The sequence below is a fragment of the Methylocystis sp. genome (assembly GCF_021731785.1).
Lineage (GTDB): Bacteria > Pseudomonadota > Alphaproteobacteria > Rhizobiales > Beijerinckiaceae > Methylocystis.
The window spans coordinates 19,366-37,382 of sequence record NZ_JAKFWS010000054.1 but is presented as its reverse complement, the minus strand read 5'-3'; the positions used below and the strand labels follow the sequence as shown (position 1 = coordinate 37,382).

Genomic DNA, 18,017 nt, shown 5'->3' with positions numbered 1-18,017 from the left:
ATCAGGGCGAGCGCGACCGCCGAATCGAACTTGTCGAGGCGCCGCGTTTCGGCATCGTCGGCAAGGATCAGATCATCCGCGCCCGCGTCGTCGATCTTGGCGGCGACGGCGCGCGCATCCCGATCTCGGTGCGCCGCGACGGCGAGGCGCTGCCGACCTTCAGCCCCGCGCCCGGCGACATCGTCAGCATTCCGGTGCGCATCGAACATGGCGGGCAAAATGTCGTCGAACTCGAAATTCCGCCGGCGCCCGGCGAGCTGACGCCGCTCGACAACAAAGCGGTGCTGGCGATTGAAGGCGTGCGCGACCGGCTCAAGGTTCTGCTCGTGTCGGGCGAGCCGCATCCCGGCGAGCGGAGCTGGCGCAATCTTCTGCGCGCCGACGCCAATGTCGAACTGGTGCATTTCACCATTCTGCGGCCGCCTGAGAAGCTCGACATCACCCCGGCGAGCGAATTATCGCTGATCGCCTTTCCCACCGCCGACCTCTTCGGCCGCAAGATCAACGAATTCGATCTCATCATCTTCGATCGCTATTCGAGCCAGACGACTCTGCCCTCGATCTATTTCGAGAACATCGCCAATTACGTCGAGAACGGCGGCGCGTTCCTGGCGGCGGTCGGCCCCGACTATGCGACGTTGCGCGGGCTCTATTACTCGCCGCTTGAAAACATTTTGCCGGCGCGCCCTGACGGCGCGCTGTTCGAACAGGCGTTCCGCGCCCGCGTCAGCAAGGATGGCGAGAAACATCCGGTGACGCGCGGACTGGCCGGCGCCAATTCCGAGCCGCCGAATTGGGGCGAATGGTTTCGGCAGGTCGACGCCAATGTAGTGAAGGGCGATTCGATCATGTCCGGCGTGCGCGACAAGCCGCTGCTGGTGCTGTCGCACGAAGGCAAGGGCAGGGTGGCGCTGCTGCTCTCCGACCAGATCTGGCTCTGGGCGCGGGGCTTCGAGGGCGGCGGCCCGCATGTCGATCTGATGCGCCGCCTCGCCCATTGGCTGATGAAGGAGCCGGATCTCGAAGAGGAGGCGCTACGCGCGGCGGCGCATGGCCGCGAGGTCAGCGTCGAGCGCCAGACGATGAAGGAAAGGTCCGCGCCGGTGATGGCGACAGCGCCGTCGGGCGCGCGCGACGAGATCGCCGTCGCTCAGAGCGAGCCTGGACTGTGGCGGGCGCGTTTTGACGCCAAGGAAATGGGCCTGTGGCGCTTCGAGAGCGAAGGCCTCACGGCGCTCGTCAATGTCGGCCCGCCCAATCCGCGCGAGTTGCGCGAAGTCGCGTCGACGACGGAAAAACTGCAGCCGCTGGCGGAGGCGACGGGCGGCACGGCGCGACGACTGTCGACTGGCGGCGCTGATACGGTCTCCATGCCGCGGGTCGTGGAACTCCGCGACGCCAACCGCTATGGCGGCTCGGACTGGATCGGGATCAGACAGACTGGCGCCTCGACGCTGGTCGGCGTCGAAATCGCGCCGCTCGGTTTGGGATTGTGGGCGATGCTGGCGCTGCTCGGCGCCGTGGTTGCGGCCTGGGCTTGGGAAGGGCGGAGGTAGGCAGGTTTTCTCCTTCTCCCGCTTGCGGGAGAAGGTGTCGCACGAAGGCGCGACGGATGAGGGCTCTCACCCGACCCGGCTGTGCCGGGCCACCCTCTCCCGCAAGCGGGAGAGGGAAAGGCCTGCCTTTCCTGCTAATCTCCGTCATCTAGGAGATTCGCCTTTGCCCACCTACCGCTCAATCGGCCTCATGTCCGGCACCTCCATGGACGGCGTCGACGTCGCGCTGATCGAAACCGATGGCGACGCCGCCGTCGCCTTCGGGCCGACGGGGCACTACCCCTATAATGACGCCGACCGCGCGCTGCTGCGCAATGCGCTCGCCGAAGCGGCGACGCTCGAGGATCGCGACGCGCGGCCGGGCGTTCTCGCCTTCGCCGAGCGGATGGTCACCGACCGTCACGCCGAGGCGGTCGAGACGCTGATTCGGGACAATGAGATCGACCCGGCGAGCGTTGCGATCGTCGGCTTTCATGGCCAGACGGTGCTGCACCGTCCCAAGCAGGGTCTCACCATTCAGATCGGCGACGGTCCGGCGCTGGCCGCGCGTCTCGGGCTCGACGTCGCCTATGATTTTCGCGCCGCCGACATCGCCGCCGGCGGCGAGGGCGCCCCGATTGTGCCCGTGTTCCACCGCGCGCTGGTCGTCGCCGGCGGCATGAAGGGCGAAGTTGCTTTGCTCAACATCGGCGGCGTCGCGAATGTGACTTACGTCGCCGACGGCGAGGAGCCGATCGCCTGCGACACCGGCCCTGGCAATGCGCTCATCGACGATCTGATGCTCCAGCGCACCGGCGCGCCGATCGACCGCCATGGCCATACGGCGGCGCGCGGGCGCGTCAACGAAGCGACGCTGCTCAAGATGCTGGCGCATCCGTTCTTCGATCAGCCGCCGCCGAAATCGCTCGACCGCAACGCCTTCGCGCTCGACGCCATCGCCAAGCTCTCGACCGAGGACGCCGCGGCGACGCTGACCGCCTTTACCGCAGCCTCGGTGCTGCGGCTGTTTCCGCATCTGCCAACGCAGCCGCAATTGCTCATCGTCTGCGGCGGCGGCGCGCGCAATCCGATCCTGGTGCGCGAACTCGTCATGCGCCTGCCATGCAAGGTGACCACGGCCGACGCGGTCGGCTGGTCAGCGGATTCGATGGAGGCGCAGGCCTTCGCCTATCTCGCCACTCGGCTGCTGGAAGGGCTGCCGATCACCTTCCCGACGACGACCGGCGTCGCCGAGGCGCTGCCCGGCGGCGTGTTGGCGCGCGCGGCAGGGTCGTCGGTCATTCCCGGCAGGCCGCAGGCCTGACCGGGAATCCAGAGCCAATGTAGGAAGGCTGATTTTGCGCTGGATTCCCGATCGCGCTTCGCGCCTCGGGAATGACAAGCCTCAATCTCCCCGCGCGGGAATGGCGATTCTCGGCGGATTGCCAAGACGCCTGTCGAGATAGGCGTCGACATGCGCGATCAGCGGCTCGACCCGGTTCTCGAAGAAATGATTCGCGCCTTCGACCACCGCATGTTCGATGACGATGCCCTTCTGCGTCTTGAGCTTTTCGATGAGGCCTGTGACTTCCTTGAGCGGCGCGACGCGGTCCTGATCGCCATGGACGAACAGGCCCGAGGACGGGCAGGGCGCGAGAAACGAGAAGTCGAAGCGGTTCGCGGGCGGCGCGATCGATATGAAGCCCTCGATCTCGGGACGGCGCATAAGCAGCTGCATGCCGATCCAGGCGCCGAAGGAGACGCCGGCGATCCAGCAGGCGCGCGCCTCCGGATTGACCGACTGCGCCCAATCGAGCGCCGCCGCCGCGTCGGACAATTCGCCCAAGCCGTGATCGAAGGCGCCCTGCGACCGGCCGACGCCGCGAAAATTGAAGCGCAGCACGGAAAAGCCGCGCTCGGCAAAGGCATAGTAGAGATGATAGACGATCTGATTGTTCATCGTGCCGCCGAACTGGGGATGCGGGTGCAGCACGATCGCGATCGGCGCGCCGCGCGTGGCGGACTGATGGAAGCGGCCCTCGAGCCTGCCGGCCGGACCGGTGAAGATAACTTCGGGCATTCATGATCCCTTGCAAAACGGGCAAGCGCGCCTTCTACCACGTGGGCCACAGTGAAATGCAAGGAAATTCGGCGGTAAGAGGCGCAGCGAATTTTAGCCGTCCTGACCAAAGGAATTGGCGAGCCCGGCCGTCCATGATCTTAGCGGGGTAAAGCAGCGGGGGCGAATTGCCGGGGGAAGAAACCGATGGCGACTTGGCGCGACGGGCGGCCGCCGGCGACCGCGCCGCTTTCGCGACGCTGGCCGAGCGCCATTACGACCGGGTCTATGCGCTCGCCTGGCGTTGGAGCGGCGCGCGCGCAGAAGCGCAGGACATCGCCCAGGACGCGATGGTGAAGATCGCGACGGCGATGAACGGCTTCCGCAACGACTGCGCTTTCACGAGCTGGGTCTATCGCATCGCCTACACGACTGCGGTTGACCATATCCGGGCGCGGCGCAGAGTCGTGGCGCTCGAACCGGCGCGAATATCGGCGCTTGCCGACGGCGCCGACAACGAGACTCCGGAGAACGACATGATTGGGCAGGAGCTTTGGCGCGCGGTGCGCGCGTTGCCGGATCAGCAGCGCGACGCCGTGCTGCTCGTCTATGCGCAGGACCTGTCGCATGGCGAAGCGGCGGCGCTGATGGGCTGTTCGGAGAAAACGGTGTCGTGGCATCTGCATGAGGCGCGCAAGCGCCTCAGAATTATTCTGGAGGCGGTGTGATGGTCGAACCTGATCTCATCCGTCTCAAAGACACGCCAGTTCCGCCGGCGGGCGACGACGCCAAGCGCGCGGCGCTCGCGGCGGCGACGGCCGCCTTCGAAAAAAGCGCACCCGGCGCCAAAGGATCGACCGCGCCGCAACGTCTCAGTCACGCATCCTCTCCAACGGAAGGGAAAAAGAAAATGCGTCAGACGTTTCAATTCAACCGCGCGCTGGCGGCCTCGATCGCCGCGCTGATGATCGGCGCGCCCGCCGCTTTCATGCTTTCGCGCACTTATGCGCCGGGCGGCGGCGGGAGCACTTCCAATCTCTCGGGTGGCCCCATCTCGCCGCCGGCCGAGGTCGCCGTAGCGCCGCACATGGAGGCGCCGGCGGCGGTTCCGCCGGCTCCCGCGCCCTCGGCTCCCGTCGCGCGAGAAGAGCGAGCGAAGAGCACGACCGCAGCGGGCGCGCTCGGCGGCCGTGTCGACGGAGTGGCGCCACCGCCGCGCCTCGCCGGCTCGGTTCAAGATGGCGTCAGACAGAAGCTGTCGCGATCCGCGCATGACGCGAAATCGGTCGCTGCAGTCGAAACAGGCGCTTCACCGCCGGTCGATAGGCATGTCGCGCCGGAAAGCGAATTTCGCGACAGATTCGATTCAAAGGAGATCAATTCCGTCAAAGTTGCAGCGACGGAGCCGGTCTCGACGTTTTCGATCGACGTCGACACCGCCTCCTACGCCTTCGCCCGCCGCGCCCTCAATGACGGCCGCTTGCCGCCGAAAGATTCGGTGCGGGTCGAGGAGTTCGTCAACTACTTCCCCTACGACTATCCGAAGCCCGAGAGCGCACAAGCGGCTTTCAAGCCGACGATTACGGTGACGCCAAGCCCGTGGAACCCAGGCAACCGCCTCGTGCATATCGCAATACAGGGCTATGCGCTGCAAAGCGCCGAGCGCCCGCGCGCCAATCTCGTTTTTCTGATCGACGTGTCGGGCTCGATGTCGCCGCAGGATCGTCTGCCGCTCGTCAAGAATGCGCTTCGAATGCTCGTCGACGAATTGAAGCCGGAAGACACGGTCGCGGTCGTCACTTACGCTTCGGGCTCGGGCGTCGCGCTTGAGCCGACGAAGATCGCCGACAAAAGCAAAATTTTGGGGGCGATCGACGCGCTCGGCGCTGGCGGCTCGACGGCCGGGGGGCAGGGCATTCAGGACGCCTATCGGCTGGCGGAGTCGAATTTCGACGCATCGGCGGTCAACCGCGTGATCCTTTCGACCGACGGCGATTTCAATGTCGGCGTCAGCGATCAAAGCGAATTGAAAGGGCTGATCGAACGGAAGCGTGAGAAGGGCGTCTTCCTGTCCATACTCGGCGTCGGCCAGGGCAATTACAATGACGCGCTGATGCAGACGCTGGCCCAAAACGGCAACGGCGCGGCGGTCTATGTCGACAATCTCAACGAAGCGCGCAAGGCGCTTATTGAGGAAGCGTCGTCGACGCTGTTTCCTATCGCCAAGGACGTGAAAATCCAGGTCGAGTGGAATCCCGCCCGCGTCTCCGAATATCGCTTGATCGGTTACGAAACCCGCGCGCTGCGCCGCGAGGATTTCAACAATGACAAGATGGACGCGGGCGATGTCGGCTCCGGTCACCGCGTCACCGCGATGTACGAGATTACGCCGGCCAACTCGGAAAAGAAGCTCGTCGATGAACTGCGTTACGGAAAGCAAAAAGCGCCGGCGGTGGGGCAGGCGAGCGCGGAAAGCGAGTTCGGCTTCCTCAAGCTGCGCTACAAGCTGCCGAAGGAAGGCGCGTCACGACTCATTACCCAGCCGATCACCGATCAGCAAAGCATGGAAAGCCTGGCTCGCGCGCCGCAGGACGTGCGCTTCTCAATTGCCGTTGCGGCCTTCGCGCAATTGCTGAAAGGCGCGCCCTATCTTGGCGGCTACGGCTATGACGATGTGATCGCGCTGGCGCAGAGCGCCAAGGGCGACGATCCGTTCGGCTATCGCGCCGAATTCGTTAATCTCGCGCGCCTCGCCAAGTCCGCGCGGCCGTAGAGGGGCGTGCGCAACCCTTTCCGCGAAGAGCGGCGCAGATGCGAGACCGCGCCTGCGCCGCCGCGCTCTGCTAGAATGGCGGCAACCGAAACCGAGGCCCATGTCTGCGCGCGTCTATCTCGACCACAACGCTACCTCGCCGCTGCGCCCGCAGGCGCGGGCGGCGATGCTCGATGCGCTGGAGACGCTCGGCAACCCGTCCTCGGTCCATGCCGAGGGCAGGGCGGCGAAGGCTCTTCTCGAAGACGCGCGAGCCGCGGTCGCGCAGGCGATTGGCGGACCTCGGCGCGGCGTCGTGTTTACCAGCGGCGCGACCGAGGCGGCGAGCCTCGCGCTTTCGCCTGCGCTGCGTCGAGAGAGCGACCCAAATCCGATCGACGTCCTGCTGATCGGCGCCGGAGAGCATCTGTGCGTCCTGCAGGGCCACCGCTTTCCGCTCGACGCGGTGGAAACCGTTCCGCTGACCCCCGATGGGACGATCTCGCTTAAATCGCTGGAGGCGGCCTTGGCGCGGCGCTCCGGCGCGCGCGCGATGCTGGCGCTGCAGGCGGTCAATAATGAGACCGGCGTCATTCAGCCTGTCGCCGAGGCGGCGGCGCTGATCCATGCGGCGAATGGCGTCGTTGTCTCCGACGCGGTGCAAGCGATCGGCCGGCTCGAAACGACATTCACGACGACCGACGCCGACATATTGTTCTTTTCTTCACATAAGCTCGGCGGACCCATGGGCGTCGGCGCGCTCGCCTTTCGCGATGAAAGCCTGCATCTGGCGGCGCCGATGTTGCGCGGCGGCGGCCAGGAGTTTGGACGCCGGGCTGGAACGGAAAACGTCGCCGGAATCGCCGGATTTGCGACGGCGCTGACGGCTGCGACCGCCGACCTGGAAGGGGAGCGGTCGCGGCTCGCCGATTTGCGCGACGCTTTGGAGCGGAAAGTCTTGAAAATCGCGCCAGACGCCCGATTCTACGGTTTAAGGGCGCCGCGCGCGCCAAACGCCAGCGCTTTTGCAATTCCCGGCCTCGCCCCGCGCACCATGCTGATGGCGCTCGACCTTGAGAACGTCGCGCTTTCGGCGGGCTCAGCCTGTTCTTCAGGCAAGATGATGGAATCTCATGTGCTTGCCGCAATGGGCGCGGCGGAAAAGGAGGCGCTGAGAGCCAGTTTGGGTTGGTCTTCGACGCAAGAGGATGTAGAAGAATTTGGAAAGGTTCTTGCACGTGTCGTGGATCGCATGACGTCGCGACATTCCGCCGCCTAGTCGACGGCAAAAAAGGCTGGGCGGAGGCGGAACAATCGGCCGGCGGGCCTTGAACCCGTCGTGACGAGGAGAGAGAAAGATGGCGGCCCGTCAGGAGACCGTTGCGCGCGTCGCGTCGATCGACGTCGACGCCTATAAGTATGGGTTTTCGACCGATATCGAATCGGAAAAGGCCCCCAAGGGCCTGAATGAAGACATCGTTCGTTTCATCTCGGCCAAGAAGAGCGAGCCGCAGTGGCTCACCGACTGGCGCCTGGAGGCCTACCGGCGCTGGCTGACCATGACTGAGCCGCGCTGGGCGCGCGTTCATTATCCGCGCATCGATTTCCAGGATCTCTATTATTACTCGGCGCCCAAGTCGACGCCCGGCCCGAAGTTGCTGGAGGATGTCGATCCCGAACTGCTGCGCACCTATGAGAAGCTCGGCATTCCGTTGCGCGAGCAGGAGATACTTGCCGGAGTCGAGACGCGGCGCGTCGCGGTTGACGCGGTTTTCGACAGCGTCTCCGTGGCGACGACCTTCAAGGCGGAACTGGCCAAAGCGGGCGTGATTTTCTGCCCGATTTCCGAGGCTGTGCAGACGCATCCGGAGCTGATGCGGAAATATCTCGGCTCGGTCGTGCCGGCGACCGACAATTTCTATGCGACGCTGAACAGCGCGGTCTTCTCCGACGGGTCCTTCGTCTATGTGCCGAAGGGGGTGCGCTGCCCGATGGAGCTTTCGACTTACTTCCGCATCAATGAGCGGAATACGGGTCAGTTCGAGCGCACGCTGATCATCGCCGACGAAGGCTCATATGTGAGCTATCTCGAAGGCTGCACGGCGCCGAAGCGCGACGAAAATCAATTGCACGCCGCGGTCGTCGAACTCGTCGCGCTCGACGACGCGGAGATCAAATATTCGACGGTGCAGAACTGGTATCCCGGCGACAGCGAGGGCAGGGGCGGTATTTACAATTTCGTCACCAAGCGCGGCGATTGCCGCGGCCGCAATTCGCATATTTCCTGGACTCAGGTCGAGACGGGATCGGCGATCACCTGGAAATATCCGTCATGCATCCTGCGCGGCGACGGCTCGCAGGGCGAGTTCTATTCGATCGCGGTGTCGAACGGCTATCAGCAGGTCGACAGCGGCACCAAGATGCTGCATCTCGGCAAGAACACCAAAAGCCGCATCATCTCCAAGGGCATTTCGGCGGGCAGGTCGCAGAACACCTATCGGGGACAGGTTTCCGCGCATCGTAAGGCCGATGGCGCGCGCAATTTCACGCAGTGCGACAGTCTGCTGATCGGGCCCAACTGCGGGGCGCATACGGTTCCCTATATCGAGTCGAAGAATCTGAGCGCGCAGTTTGAGCATGAGGCGACGACCTCGAAGATTTCCGAGGACCAGCTGTTCTACGCCATGCAGCGCGGACTGACGGCGGAAGAGGCGACGGCGCTGATCGTCAACGGCTTCGTGCGCGACGTGCTGCAGCAGTTGCCGATGGAGTTCGCCGTCGAGGCGCAGAAGCTGATTTCGATCTCGCTCGAAGGGAGCGTGGGGTGATGGTTTCAGCGTCATGGCCGGGCCTGTCTCGGCCATCCATTCAGCTCAAAGCGCCCTGCTCGACGAACGATTGCGAACGCGAAGACTTGGATGGCCGGCTCAGGGCCGGCCATGACAACCAGAGACCAGGAAGAGTTTTTTGACAATGCTCGAAATCAAGGATCTCCACGTCTCCGTGGCGAACCGCGAAATTCTGAAAGGTCTTACGCTGAGCGTCAAGGCCGGAGAAGTCGCGGCGATCATGGGACCGAACGGGACCGGCAAATCGACGCTCTCTTACGTCATCGCCGGCCGCGAAGGCTATGAGGCGACGAAAGGCGAGGTGCGGCTCAGCGGAGAGAACATTCTCGAGCTCGATCCCGCCGAACGCGCCGCCAAGGGTATTTTTCTCGCATTTCAGTATCCGGTCGAGATTCCTGGCGTGGCAACGATGACCTTCCTCAAGGCGGCGCTCAACGCCCAGCGTCGCGCACGGGGCGAGCCGGAATTGCAGACGCCGGAATTCATGAAGCGCGTCAAGGAGGCCGCGGCGTCGCTGGGCATCGCGCAGGACATGCTGCGCCGGCCGTTGAACGCCGGCTTCTCCGGCGGCGAGAAGAAGCGGATGGAAATTCTGCAGATGGCGCTTCTGCAGCCGCGACTCGCTATCCTCGACGAGACGGACTCGGGTCTCGACATCGACGCGCTGCGCGTCGTCGCCGACGGCGTCAACGCGCTGCGCGCGCCCGAGCGCGCCTTTGTCGTCATCACCCATTATCAGCGCCTGCTCGAATATATCAGGCCCGACACGGTGCATGTGATGGCGCAGGGACGCATCATGCGGTCGGGCGGTCCGGAACTTGCTCTGGAGCTCGAACAGCGCGGCTATCAGGATTACATCGCGCAAGAGGCGGCGTAAGCGATGATCAAGCTGGCAAGCGAAGCGGAAGCGACGCTTTCCTCCTTTTACGAAGAAATGCGCGACAAGGGCGCGCCGCGCCTGCGCGCGGCCGCCTGGGCGGCGTTTTCAGAATTTGGTCTGCCGAATCGCCGCGTCGAGTCGTGGCACTACACCGATCTGAAAACGGCGATGAGCAGGCCGGCGCCGCTCGCCACCGCTTCCCGTGCCGCGTTGTCGCTGCCGCGCGCGCATGACTCGCTGCGGTTCGTCACCCTTGACGGCGTTTTCCGGCCCGATCTCTCCGATATCGCGCGGCTCCCCGAGGGCGTCGTCGTCCAGTCGCTGCGCGACGCGCTGGCGCAAGGCGAGCCGCATGTCATGTCGGCGCTCGCCAGCGCCGATAGCGGCGCGCAGGACTCGGTGCTCGCGCTCAACGCGGCGCTGATGCAGGACGGCGTCGTCGTCCAGATCGCGCCGGGCGCTAGAATCGAGCGGGCGATCGAACTTGTTGCGACGACGTCCGCGGAAGCGGAACAGTCGACCTATACGCGGGCGCTCGTCACGCTGGGCGAGGGCGCTCATGCGAGCTTGGTTGAAACGCTTAGCGCGCTGTCGGCGGCTCCGGCGCAGGACAATAGCGCGCTTTTACTTCGATTGGCGCCGAACGCGCGCGTCGAACTGGTGACGCATCTCTCGGGCGGCGTCGATCACTCAATCCGCGTAGCGTCGCTGCTTGCCCATCTCGACGTCGGCGCCATGATCAATTCATTCGCACTTGTCGAGGGCGAAGGCCTGAATCGAAGGCAGATCTTCGTGCGCCTTGACGGCGAAGGTGCGAGCGCCGCCTTCAATGGCGCGACTCTCGGGCGCGGGCGACTGCACGCCGACACGACTTTGATCGTCGATCATGCGAAGCCCTCCGGACAAAGTCGTGAATGCTTCCGCAATATTCTCGACGATCAGAGCGTCGGCGTATTCCAGGGCAAGGTCATCGTGCGACCGGGGGCCCAAAAGACCGACGGCGTCATGCAGTCGAAGGCTCTGCTGCTTTCCGATCAGGCGACGATGAATAACAAGCCTGAGCTCGAAATCTTCGCCGACGACGTGCAGTGCGGCCATGGCGCAACATGCGGCAGGCTCGACAAGGACCAGTTGTTTTATCTCACCGCGCGTGGACTGCCGCGCCGCGAAGCCGAAGCCTTGCTCATAGAGGGCTTCGCCAATGAGGCGATGGAGCCGCTACAGGACGAGCAATTCAAGGCGTTCCTCAGCGATCGCGTGAGTGCTTGGCTTTCTCGAAGGATCAGCCGATGAATGAGATTACGCGCATCGAGACGGCTTATGACGTCGAAGCGGCAAGGGCGGATTTCCCTATTCTTGCCGAGCGACCCTATGGCAAGCCGCTCGCCTATCTGGATAACGCCGCCTCGGCGCAAAAGCCGCGCGCCGTGATCGAACGGCTGACGCGCTTCTATGAGCATGAATACGCCAATGTGCATCGCGGCCTGCATTATCTCGCCAACGCCGCCACCGAAGGCTATGAAGGCGCGCGTGAGACCGTCCGCCGCTTTCTCAATGCGGAATCGACGGATGAAATCATTTTCACCCGCGGCGCGACCGAAGCCCTGAATCTGGTGGCCGCCTCTTACGGCAAGGCGCATATCGGCGAAGGCGACGAGATCATCCTTTCAATAATGGAGCATCACTCCAACATCGTTCCCTGGCATTTCCTGCGCGAACGCAAGGGCGCCGTGCTGAAATGGCTGGAGGTCGACGACGACGGCCGCTTCGATCTAGATGCTTTTGAGAAGCTGTTCTCGAAGCGCACCAAGATCGTGACGCTCACTCATATGTCGAATGTGCTCGGCGCGCCGACCCCGATCGCCGAGGCGACGCGCATTGCTCATGCGCATGGAGTTCCGCTGGTCGTCGACGGTTCGCAGGGCGCTGTGCATCTTGACGTTGACGTGCAAGCGCTCGACGCCGACTTTTATGTGGTGACCGGCCACAAACTCTATGGCCCGACCGGCATCGGCGCGCTTTACGGCAAGCGTAAATGGCTTGAGGCGCTGCCGCCGTTCTGCGGCGGCGGCGAGATGATCGAAACCGTGACGCTTGACAGCGTAAGTTACAACGAGCCGCCGCACCGGTTCGAAGCCGGCACGCCGCCGATCGCCCAGGCCGTGGGGCTCGGCGCGGCGCTCGACTATATCGAACGCATCGGCCGGGACGCGATTCGCGCCCATGAAGCGGGACTGACCGCTTATGCCCATCAGAGGCTGTCGCGGATCGAGGGGCTGAAAATATATGGGCAGGCCCCGGACAAGGGACCGATCGTTTCCTTCGACATGGCGGCGGCGCATGCGCATGACATCGCCACGCTGATCGATCGATCCGGCATCGCGGTGCGCGCCGGAACGCATTGCGCCATGCCTCTTCTGTCCCGTTTCGGCGTCACCTCCACCTGTCGCGCCTCCTTCGCGCTATACAACACGCGCGAGGAGATCGACCGGCTGGCGGAAGCGCTCGAAAAGGCCCGCTCTCTTTTCGCCTGAGGAGATCTTCGTGTTCATGAACGACGCTCCCAACACCAGCGAACACGAACGCGCCGCAGCGCCGGACCGAACGGCTCACGCCATTGAAAACGAGCGGCTGACGAACGACATCGTAAAGGCGCTCAAATCCGTCTACGATCCGGAAATTCCGGCCGACATCTACGAGCTTGGCTTGATCTACCGGGTCGACATTTCGGATGACGGGCTTGTGGAAATCGACATGACTCTGACCGCGCCGGGCTGTCCGGTGGCGGGCGAAATGCCGGTCTGGGTCAAGAATGCCGTGAGCGCCGTGCCCGGCGTCAGCGACGTAAAGGTGAACATGGTGTTCGATCCGCCCTGGGATCAAAGCCGGATGTCGGATGAAGCGCGCGTCGCGCTCGATATGTGGTGAGCGGATACGCTTTATAGGATTTTGCGATGACTTCGATGCAGAGGATGAGCGTCATGAACGTCAGCCCCGCGGCCGCCGAGCGCGTGCGCGGGCTGCTGGCGCATGCCGGCGAAGGGCAGGGATTGCGCGTCTCCGTGGAAAAAGGCGGCTGCGCCGGCATGTCCTATAAAATGGAGATCGCCGAACCGGAGAAGGGCGACGAGGTCATTGACGTCGAGGGCGGTCGGGTGATCGTCGACGCCGCGGCGGTGCTCTATCTCCTCGGCACGACGATGGACGTGCAGACGACGCAGTTCTCCTCGACCTTCGTGTTCGAAAACCCCAACCAGACGTCGGCCTGCGGCTGCGGCGAGAGCGTCGAACTTCAGCCGGCTGATCCGGAAAAGGTCGCGGCCGCGTCGCAAATCGGGAATTACTGATTTTTTAAGGGCCGCCATGGACCGCGCGCGCATCGAAGAGCTTTTCGCCCCGTTTGCCCCCGTGTCTGTCAAGCGAATGTTCGGCGGCCATGGCGTTTACGCCGATGGGCTGTTCTTCGCCATTGAAGCGGACGGCGAAATCTACCTGAAGGCCGATCGGCATAGCGCGCCGCAGTTTCAGGAGGCGGGCTGCCGGCCGTTCATCTATCAAGGCAAGAATCGACCCATCACGATCTCCTATTGGACTCTTCCCGACCAGGCGCTCGAGGACGGCGAGGAACTCGTCCGCTGGGCCAGGTCTGCGGTTGAAGCCGCGTTCCGGGCGGGCTCGAAAAAGCAAAAGCCGGTCGTCGAGAAGCGCAAGGCGTCAAAAGCCCGACGCCCATCGTAAAGAGGACCGCGAACAAGATGATAACCATTTGAAATGCAACGGTCTTTACAAGGCGCTAATACTGGCGTCGCCCGTTCGAATCGCCTATAGACATGTGAAGCGGACGATATCCTTGAACTGGCGCGCAATTGGCCGACGACGAGACCAACAAAGACGACTCTGACAAGCCCGGCTCCGACATCAAGCCGGTCTCGATCACCGACGAAATGAAGCGCAGCTACCTCGATTACGCGATGAGCGTTATCGTGTCGCGCGCGTTGCCGGACGTCCGCGACGGCTTGAAGCCGGTGCATCGTCGCATTCTGTTTTCGATGCACGAGAACGGACACACGCCGGACAAGGCCTATGTGAAGTCGGCGCGCATCGTCGGCGACGTGATGGGTAAATACCACCCCCATGGCGACGCGGCGATCTACGACGCGCTCGTGCGCATGGCGCAGCCCTTTTCGATGCGGCTGCCGCTCATCGATGGGCAAGGCAATTTCGGTTCGGTCGACAATGATCCGCCGGCGGCGATGCGCTATACCGAGTCGCGGCTCGCAAAGCCCGCGCTCGCGCTGCTTGAAGACCTTGACGAAGGCACCGTCGACTTCCAGGCCAATTACGACGGCAAGGAGCACGAGCCGACAGTCCTGCCGGCGCGTTTTCCCAATCTGCTGGTCAATGGCGCCGGCGGCATCGCTGTCGGCATGGCGACCAACATCCCGCCGCACAATCTCGGCGAAGTGATCGACGCCTGCATCGCGATGATCGACCGGCCCGACATCACCGTCGCCGAGTTGATGGACATCGTGCCGGGCCCGGATTTCCCGACCGCTGCGAACATCCTCGGGCGCGGCGGCATCCGTAACGCCTTCGCGACGGGCCGCGGTTCGATCATCATGCGCGCCAGGTCCGAGATCGAGACCCTGCGCAAGGATCGCGAAGCGATCATCTTCACCGAAATTCCCTATCAGGTGAACAAGGCGGCGCTGATCGAGCGTATCGCCGACCTGGTGCGGGAAAAGCAGATCGAAGGCGTCGCCGATCTGCGCGACGAGTCCGATCGCGACGGCATGCGCATCGTCGTCGAACTGAAGCGCGACGCCGTCGCCGACGTCGTGTTGAACCAGCTTTGGCGCCACACCACGCTTCAGACGAGTTTCCCCGTCAACATGATCGCCTTGAACGGCGGGCGCCCGGAGCTGATGACGCTCCACGACGTGCTGCGCGCCTTTGTCGATTTTCGTGAGACGGTCGTTACCCGTCGCACCAAATTCCGTCTCAACAAGGCGCGCGACACCGCTCATCTGCAGGTCGGCCTTGCCATCGCAGTGGCGAATATCGACGAGGTCATCCGCCTCATCCGCACTTCGCCAGACGCTGGTGCGGCACGCGAGGCGCTGATGGCGCGCGATTGGCCGGCCAAGGACATGGCGCCGCTCGTCGAACTGATCGCCGACCCGCGCCACCGGCTCAGCGAAGAAGGCGCGATCCGGCTTTCGGAGGCGCAGGCGCGCGCCATTCTCGATCTGCGTCTGCAACGCCTCACCGCGCTCGGCCGCGAGGAAATCTCCGAAGCCTTGAACAAGCTCGCCGCCGAAATCGCCGATTACCTTGATATTCTGCGTTCGCGCGAACGTTTGTTCGGCATCGTCAAGGACGAACTCCTGGCGGTGAACGAAGCCCACGCCACGCCACGCCGCACGCAAATCCTTGAGGCCGACGGCGCGGTCGAGGACGAGGATCTGATCGCACGCGAAGAGATGGTGGTCACCGTCTCGCACGCCGGCTACATCAAGCGCGTCCCGCTCTCGACCTATCGCGCGCAGCGGCGCGGCGGCAAAGGCCGGTCCGGCATGCAGACGAAGGAGGAGGATTTCGTCCATCGGCTCTTCGTCGCCAATACGCATACGCCGGTGCTGTTCTTTTCCTCGCTCGGCAAGGCCTATAAGGAAAAGGTCTGGCGGCTGCCGCTTTCGGCGCCGCAAGCGCGCGGCAAGGCGCTCGTCAATCTGCTGCCGCTCGAGCAAAATGAGCGCATCACCACGATCATGCCGTTGCCGGAGGACGAAGACAGCTGGGCGACGCTCGACGTCATCTTCGCAACGACAAGCGGCACGGTGAGGCGCAACAAGCTGTCGGATTTCATCGACGTGCGCCGCAACGGCCTCATCGCCATGAAGCTCGATGAAGGCGAAGCGATCGTCGACGTCGCGACCGCGACCGAGCGCGACGACGTGCTGCTGACGACGCGCGACGGGCAATGCATCCGTTTCGCGGTTCCGGAAGTCCGCGTCTTTCAAGGGCGCACCTCGATGGGCGTGCGCGGCGTGGCGCTCGGGCCTGACGATCGGGTGATCTCACTTTCCATTCTCAGTCATTTCGACGCCGCGGGCGAAGACCGCGCCGCCTATCTGAAACGCGCCAATGCGCTGCGCCGGCGCATGGGCGAGGACGTTTCGCCCGAAGCGGGGACCGAGACCGAAGAGGCGACGGGCGCCGTCGAGCTGTCGGATACACGCTTTTACGAGATGCAAGCGGCCGAGCAGATCATTCTCACCGTCTCTGAGAACGGTTACGGAAAGCGTACAAGCTCTTACGAATATCGTACGACCGGTCGTGGCGGCAAAGGCATCGTCGCTATGGCGGTGAACGCCAGGAACGGCAAGCTCATCGCCTCATTCCCGGTCGGCCACGGCGATGAGATCATGCTGGTGACCGACGGCGGCCAGCTGATCCGCTGCCCGGTCGAGGGCATCCGCATCGCTGGTCGCGGCGCTCAGGGCGTCATCGTTTTCGACACGGCGGAAGACGAGCGCGTCGTTTCCGTCGAACATATCGGCGATGTGGGCGACGGCGAGGACACCCAGAGTTAATTCAAGCCTTTCAACGATGAGGTAAGGTAGGCGCATGAGCCAGGGCGGCGACGACGCAGACGGTCCGGCGCTGGTCACCGGCGCGCCGCGCCGCATCGGACTCGCGATCGCCGAGCGGTTTGCGCGGGAAGGCCGGCCGGTCGTATTGCACGCCTCTCCGCGCTCGGCGGAGGAAGCGGAGCTCGCAGCCCATGCGATCAGGCTACGCGGTGGCCGCGCGGCGACGGCGATCGCCGACCTTGGCGACGCCTGCTCAACGCAGCGCCTCGTTGAGCAGGCCGCCCACGCTTTCGGTCCGCTGCGGCTTCTCGTCAACAACGCCTCGATTTTCGAAATCGACGCGGCGCAGGACTTCTCGCTGGAGATGTTCGAGCGGCAGATGCAGATCAATCTGCGCGCGCCGTTGCTGCTGTCGCGCGACTTTGCGGCGGCGCTGCCGTCGCACGCCAATGGCGCGATCATCAATATTCTCGACCAGCGCGTCTGGCGTCTGACGCCGCGCCACTTTACCTATACGCTGTCGAAATCGGCGCTCTGGGCGGCGACGCAGACCATGGCGCAGGCCTTCGCCCCGCGCATTCGGGTCAACGCCGTGGGGCCGGGCCCGGTCTTTCCGAACGCCGCGCTTGGCGAACGGGAGTTCGAGATGGAGGCGCGCGGGGTGCCTCTTGAGCGCGCCGCCGACGTTTCGGGCGTGGTCGACGCCGTTGTCTACCTCAGTCGGGCGAAGAGCGTGACCGGCCAGATGATCGCGGTCGACAGCGGCCAGCATCTCGGCTGGCGCACCCCGGACGTGGGGCCGGAATAGCTCGGTCTGCGGTGGGTCAGTCGGCGCTCGGCAGGCGGCGGATGGTGAATTCGATCCGCCCGTCGTCCAATTCGCGCCAGAACTCGATCTCGGTCATATAGGCGGCTTTGGGGAAGCGTTCGAACCACTCGCGCGCCTTCGCGCGCGCCTCGAGGCGCTCCAGCGTGAAGGTCTCGCGCCGCCAGCCAATTGTGCGAGCGCTCCGCTTCTCGGCCGCTCGCTTGGCAATATCCTTCGGCGTGTTCTTCGATACGGGCATAGCCTGCTCTCCGCGAGCAATGTAGCGCGGCGCGAGAAAGAAGGGAGTCATGTTCGCTTTGAGGTTAAAGCGCTCGTTAACGCTATTCGGTCTCTCAGCAAATCGTCAGGCGGCCATGAAATATTTGCGATGGACCAATATTGTCTTTTTTTGACGCGGGCCCCCAGGCGAGGCGGCGAATTCTTTGTTTGCCTAGCGACGCCAAGACGCCGGCGCGCGGCGAAGCCGGATGCGCCAGGCGACGCTTTACCTGCGCGCCCGAAGCAAGCTAAATCCGAA

General features: G+C 64.0%; 16 protein-coding genes. 14 read left to right on the top strand and 2 right to left on the bottom strand.

The window, feature by feature from the left end; genetic code table 11:
- Positions 1–1,556 (top strand): hypothetical protein (locus tag QZ964_RS10810; protein ID WP_292531604.1); only part of this gene is annotated, 1,556 nt, incomplete at its 5' end.
- Positions 1,557–1,719: 163 nt separating this feature from the next.
- Positions 1,720–2,859, top strand: coding sequence for an anhydro-N-acetylmuramic acid kinase (locus QZ964_RS10805; protein ID WP_292531603.1), 1,140 nt, complete (start codon positions 1,720–1,722; stop codon positions 2,857–2,859).
- Positions 2,860–2,940: 81 nt separating this feature from the next.
- Here the strand turns inward: QZ964_RS10805 and QZ964_RS10800 are convergent, their stop codons facing one another.
- Positions 2,941–3,615 carry an alpha/beta hydrolase gene (locus QZ964_RS10800; RefSeq protein ID WP_292531602.1) on the bottom strand — a complete coding sequence of 225 codons (675 nt, stop codon included), beginning with the start codon at positions 3,613–3,615 and terminating at the stop codon, positions 2,941–2,943.
- A gap of 194 nt (positions 3,616–3,809) precedes the next feature.
- Here QZ964_RS10800 and QZ964_RS10795 point away from each other — a divergent pair, with 194 nt between their 5' ends.
- The 12 genes from QZ964_RS10795 to QZ964_RS10740 all read left to right on the top strand — a co-directional run bounded on the left by QZ964_RS10795 (position 3,810) and on the right by QZ964_RS10740 (position 17,479).
- A complete protein-coding gene (locus QZ964_RS10795; protein WP_292531601.1) occupies positions 3,810–4,322 on the top strand; it encodes an RNA polymerase sigma factor in 513 nt (170 codons plus the stop codon).
- Positions 4,322–6,367 carry a VWA domain-containing protein gene (locus tag QZ964_RS10790; RefSeq protein WP_292531600.1) on the top strand — a complete coding sequence of 682 codons (2,046 nt, stop codon included), beginning with the start codon at positions 4,322–4,324 and terminating at the stop codon, positions 6,365–6,367. The genes QZ964_RS10795 and QZ964_RS10790 overlap by 1 nt, the downstream gene beginning before the upstream one ends.
- Positions 6,368–6,467: 100 nt before the next feature.
- Positions 6,468–7,625: a cysteine desulfurase family protein gene (locus QZ964_RS10785; protein WP_292531598.1), complete on the top strand. Its 1,158-nt coding sequence runs from the start codon at positions 6,468–6,470 to the stop codon at positions 7,623–7,625.
- Between the two features lie 79 nt (positions 7,626–7,704).
- Complete coding sequence (gene sufB, locus QZ964_RS10780; protein ID WP_292531596.1) at positions 7,705–9,174, top strand: Fe-S cluster assembly protein SufB; 1,470 nt, start codon at positions 7,705–7,707, stop codon at positions 9,172–9,174.
- 145 nt (positions 9,175–9,319) lie between these two features.
- Entirely contained in the window at positions 9,320–10,072 is a 753-nt protein-coding gene (gene sufC / locus QZ964_RS10775; RefSeq protein ID WP_292531594.1) for a Fe-S cluster assembly ATPase SufC, read from the top strand.
- A gap of 3 nt (positions 10,073–10,075) precedes the next feature.
- Positions 10,076–11,368 carry a Fe-S cluster assembly protein SufD gene (gene sufD / locus QZ964_RS10770; RefSeq protein WP_292531591.1) on the top strand — a complete coding sequence of 431 codons (1,293 nt, stop codon included), beginning with the start codon at positions 10,076–10,078 and terminating at the stop codon, positions 11,366–11,368.
- Positions 11,365–12,609: a cysteine desulfurase gene (locus tag QZ964_RS10765; protein ID WP_292531589.1), complete on the top strand. Its 1,245-nt coding sequence runs from the start codon at positions 11,365–11,367 to the stop codon at positions 12,607–12,609. The genes sufD and QZ964_RS10765 overlap by 4 nt, the downstream gene beginning before the upstream one ends.
- Before the next feature lie 16 nt (positions 12,610–12,625).
- Positions 12,626–13,003 (top strand): SUF system Fe-S cluster assembly protein, encoded by a 378-nt coding sequence (locus tag QZ964_RS10760; protein ID WP_292531587.1) that lies wholly within the window; start codon positions 12,626–12,628, stop codon positions 13,001–13,003.
- A 44-nt stretch (positions 13,004–13,047) separates the two neighbouring features.
- Entirely contained in the window at positions 13,048–13,422 is a 375-nt protein-coding gene (locus QZ964_RS10755; protein WP_292531608.1) for an iron-sulfur cluster assembly accessory protein, read from the top strand.
- 16 nt (positions 13,423–13,438) lie between these two features.
- Complete coding sequence (locus tag QZ964_RS10750; protein ID WP_292531585.1) at positions 13,439–13,813, top strand: TfoX/Sxy family protein; 375 nt, start codon at positions 13,439–13,441, stop codon at positions 13,811–13,813.
- A gap of 128 nt (positions 13,814–13,941) precedes the next feature.
- Complete coding sequence (gene gyrA / locus QZ964_RS10745; protein WP_292531583.1) at positions 13,942–16,671, top strand: DNA gyrase subunit A; 2,730 nt, start codon at positions 13,942–13,944, stop codon at positions 16,669–16,671.
- A 34-nt stretch (positions 16,672–16,705) separates the two neighbouring features.
- Positions 16,706–17,479 (top strand): SDR family oxidoreductase, encoded by a 774-nt coding sequence (locus QZ964_RS10740; RefSeq protein WP_292531581.1) that lies wholly within the window; start codon positions 16,706–16,708, stop codon positions 17,477–17,479.
- Between the two features lie 16 nt (positions 17,480–17,495).
- Here the strand turns inward: QZ964_RS10740 and QZ964_RS10735 are convergent, their stop codons facing one another.
- Positions 17,496–17,738, bottom strand: a complete 243-nt coding sequence (locus QZ964_RS10735) for a hypothetical protein (protein ID WP_292531579.1) — start codon at positions 17,736–17,738, stop codon at positions 17,496–17,498.
- Positions 17,739–18,017 lie beyond the last annotated feature (279 nt).